We start from the raw sequence: 3,158 nt of genomic DNA, 5'->3' as shown, positions 1-3,158 counted from the left end.
CAGGACCAAGTGGCGGCGCTGGCGCCGTGGCTGCGCGCAGCGGGCGTGGGGCCGGGCGACCGCGTGGTGGCCTACCTGCCCAATATTCCGCAATCCATCGTGGCTTTTCTGGCCACGGTTTCCGTGGGGGCGATCTGGTCGGTGTGCTCTCCCGACATGGGGGCGCCCACGGTGCTGGACCGTTTCCGGCAGATCGATCCGAAGGTGTTGATCGCGGTCGATGGCTACCACTGGGGTGGCAAGCGCTTCGACCGGCGCGAAGCCGTGGCCACGCTGCTCGACGGGCTGCCCAGCGTCGAGCGCTGCGTGCTCTTGCCCTGCCTGGAGCGCAGCGCCAGCGCGGACGCGCTGCGCGGTGGCGTGCTCTGGAGCGAGGTGGTCAGCGCCCCGGCTGAACTGCGCATCGAGTCACTGCCTTTCGACCACCCGCTGTGGGTGGTGTATTCGTCGGGCACCACCGGCTTGCCCAAACCCATCGTGCACGGCCATGGCGGCATTGTGCTGGAGCAGGTCAAGCTGATGCGCCTGCACAACGACCTCGGTCCCGAAGACCGCTTCCACTGGTTTTCCACCACCGGCTGGATCATGTGGAACTGCCAGGTGGGCGGTTTGCTGGTGGGGGCGACGGCCTGCCTGTACGACGGCAACCCGGCCTGGCCCGACTACACCACGCTGTGGCGTTTCGCTGGGGAAGTCGGCGTGACGTTTCTGGGTGCCGGTGCGGCGTTTTATGCGGCCTGCCAGAAAGCCGATGTCGAGCCGCGCGAGGTGGGCGCGCTGGGGCCGCTGCGCACCGTGGGTTCGACCGGCTCGCCACTGTCCCCGGAAAGCTACCAGTGGATTGCCAAGCATGTCGGGCGCGATGTCTGGATCAACCCGATCTCCGGCGGCACCGACTTCGCCGGGGCCTTCGTCGGCGGCGTGCCGACCCTGCCCGTTGTCGTGGGAGAAATGCAGGGGCGCTGCCTTGGGGCGCGCGTCGAGGCCTTCAACGAACAGGGCCAGCCGGTCGTGGACGAGGTGGGTGAGCTGGTGTGCACCGCGCCCATGCCGTCCATGCCCCTCTACTTCTGGAACGACCCCGGCAACCGGCGCTATCTGGACAGTTATTTCGACATGTACCCCGGCGTCTGGCGGCATGGCGACTGGCTTCGCATCACACCGCGCGGCGGCGCAATCATCTACGGTCGCAGCGACACCACCATCAACCGCCACGGCGTGCGCATGGGCACGAGCGACATCTACAGCGTGGTCGAGGCGCTGCCCGAAGTGCTCGACAGCCTGGTGGTCGACCTTGAATATCTGGGGCGCGAAAGCTACATGCCGATGTTCGTCGTGCTGCGTCCGGGCGTGGCGCTGGACGCGCCGCTGATCGGGCGCATCCAGAGCGCCATCCGCGCGGCCGCGTCGCCGCGCCATGTGCCGGACGCGGTGTTTGCCGTGGCCGAGGTGCCGCGCACGCTCACCGGCAAGAAGCTCGAACTGCCGATCAAGAAGCTGCTGCTCGGCCAGCCCATCGACAAAGTGGTCAACCGCGATGCACTGACCAACCCCGCCAGCCTGGACTGGTTTCTTGAATTTGCACGCGGGCATGCCACGCAGAGCCGCTGATTTTCCCCAACTTTTTTTCACGAGGAAACACCATGAGCGATCAGGAAGTCATTTACGAAGTCAAGAACTTTGTCGCCACCATCACCATCAACCGACCCAAGACGCTCAACGCGTTCACCGGCGATACGATCAAAGAGATGGAGCGGCTGCTGGCCCAGGCCGGCAATGATCCGAAGGTCGGCGTGATCGTGCTGACCGGTACGGGCGAGCGCGCCTTTTGCGTCGGCGGTGATGTCAACTGGGAAAAGGGCGACAGCAGCGGCAAGAGCGGCCTGCAGGACCTGGAATTCAACTTCAACCGCCAGATCGCCGAATGCCCAAAGCCCGTGATCGCGCGCGTCAACGGCTACGCGATTGGCGCCGGTCACCACATTGCCTATTTCTGTGACTTCACGATTGCCGCCGAGCACGCGATCTTTGGCCAGAACGGCCCGCGCGTCGGTTCACCGGCGGGTGGTTACATCGTCTCGCATTCGGCCAATGTGCTTGGCCACAAGCGTGCGCGCGAGCTGTGGATGCTGTGCCGCCGCTACAGCGCGAAGCAGGCGTTCGACTGGGGCCTGGCCAATTCGGTGGTGCCCATGGCCCAGCTCGACGAAGAAGTGCAGAAGTACTGCGACGAATTGCTGTCGCTGTCGCCGACCTGCCTGAAGATCGTCAAGTGTTCGTTCTACCACCACATGGCCCCGATCATGGGCAAGGACATGAACGACCTGATCCAGGAAGTGGCACCCAACTATTTCAGTACCGGCGAGCAGCAGGAAGGGGCCAGCGCCTTTCTTGAAAAACGCAAGCCCGACTTCAGCAAATTCCGCTAACCGGTAATCTTTGTCCTGCGCGGCTCAGCGGGGAACTTTTAGAGACTGAAAAATGATGAACCAAGAACGTTACCCCGAGTTGCGCGCCGCCCTGCGCGATCTTTTTAAACGCTTCCCCGACGAGTACTTTCGCAAGATTGACGATGCCCGTGCTTACCCCGAGGCGTGTGTGGACGCGCTGACCAGGGCCGGCTGGCTGGCGGTGATGATTCCGCAGGAGTACGGCGGAGCTGGCTTGGGTCTGGCCGAAGCCTCGGTGGTGATGGAAGAGGTCAACCGCTGCGGCGGCAATGCCGGCGCCTGTCACGGCCAGATGTACAACATGGGCACCTTGCTGCGCCATGGCTCGGATGAGCAGAAGCGCCTCTACCTGCCCAAAATTGCCAGCGGCGATCTGCGCCTGCAGTCCATGGGCGTGACCGAGCCAACCACAGGCACCGACACCACCAAAATCAAGACCACCGCGGTCAAGCAGGGCGACCGCTATGTGGTCAATGGCCAGAAGGTCTGGATCTCGCGGATTCAGCACTCCGACCTCATGATTTTGCTGGCACGCACCACCCCGCTCAAAGATGTGAAGCGCAAGTCAGAGGGCATGTCGATCTTCATCGTTGACCTGCACCAGGCCATTGGCCAGGGCATGACGGTGAACCCGATCCGCAACATGGTTAACCACGAGACCAATGAGCTGTTTTTTGACAACCTCGAAATCCCGGCCGAGAACCTGAT

The 3,158-nt window shown here is 63.5% G+C and carries 3 protein-coding genes; all 3 read left to right on the top strand.

The features are described 5' to 3' along the window. A partial coding sequence (locus ABYB95_RS20215) for an acetoacetate--CoA ligase (RefSeq protein ID WP_372661075.1) occupies positions 1 to 1,611 on the top strand: 1,611 nt, incomplete at its 5' end. Between the two features lie 32 nt (positions 1,612 to 1,643). Beyond that, positions 1,644 to 2,429 carry an enoyl-CoA hydratase-related protein gene (locus ABYB95_RS20210; protein WP_008905386.1) on the top strand — a complete coding sequence of 262 codons (786 nt, stop codon included), beginning with the start codon at positions 1,644 to 1,646 and terminating at the stop codon, positions 2,427 to 2,429. Between the two features lie 52 nt (positions 2,430 to 2,481). Next, positions 2,482 to 3,158 (top strand): acyl-CoA dehydrogenase family protein (locus tag ABYB95_RS20205; protein ID WP_372661072.1); only part of this gene is annotated, 677 nt, incomplete at its 3' end.

Source organism: Hydrogenophaga sp. (assembly GCF_041633695.1).
GTDB lineage: Bacteria > Pseudomonadota > Gammaproteobacteria > Burkholderiales > Burkholderiaceae_C > Hydrogenophaga.
The sequence above is the reverse complement of the archived record's forward strand: the minus strand, read 5'-3'. Positions and strand labels throughout refer to the sequence as shown.

Bases quoted from the DNA above. Each gene is read 5' to 3' on its own strand.
- ABYB95_RS20210 (WP_008905386.1), top strand. From the start codon at position 1,644: ATGAGCGATCAGGAAGTCATTTACGAAGTCAAGAACTTTGTCGCCACC.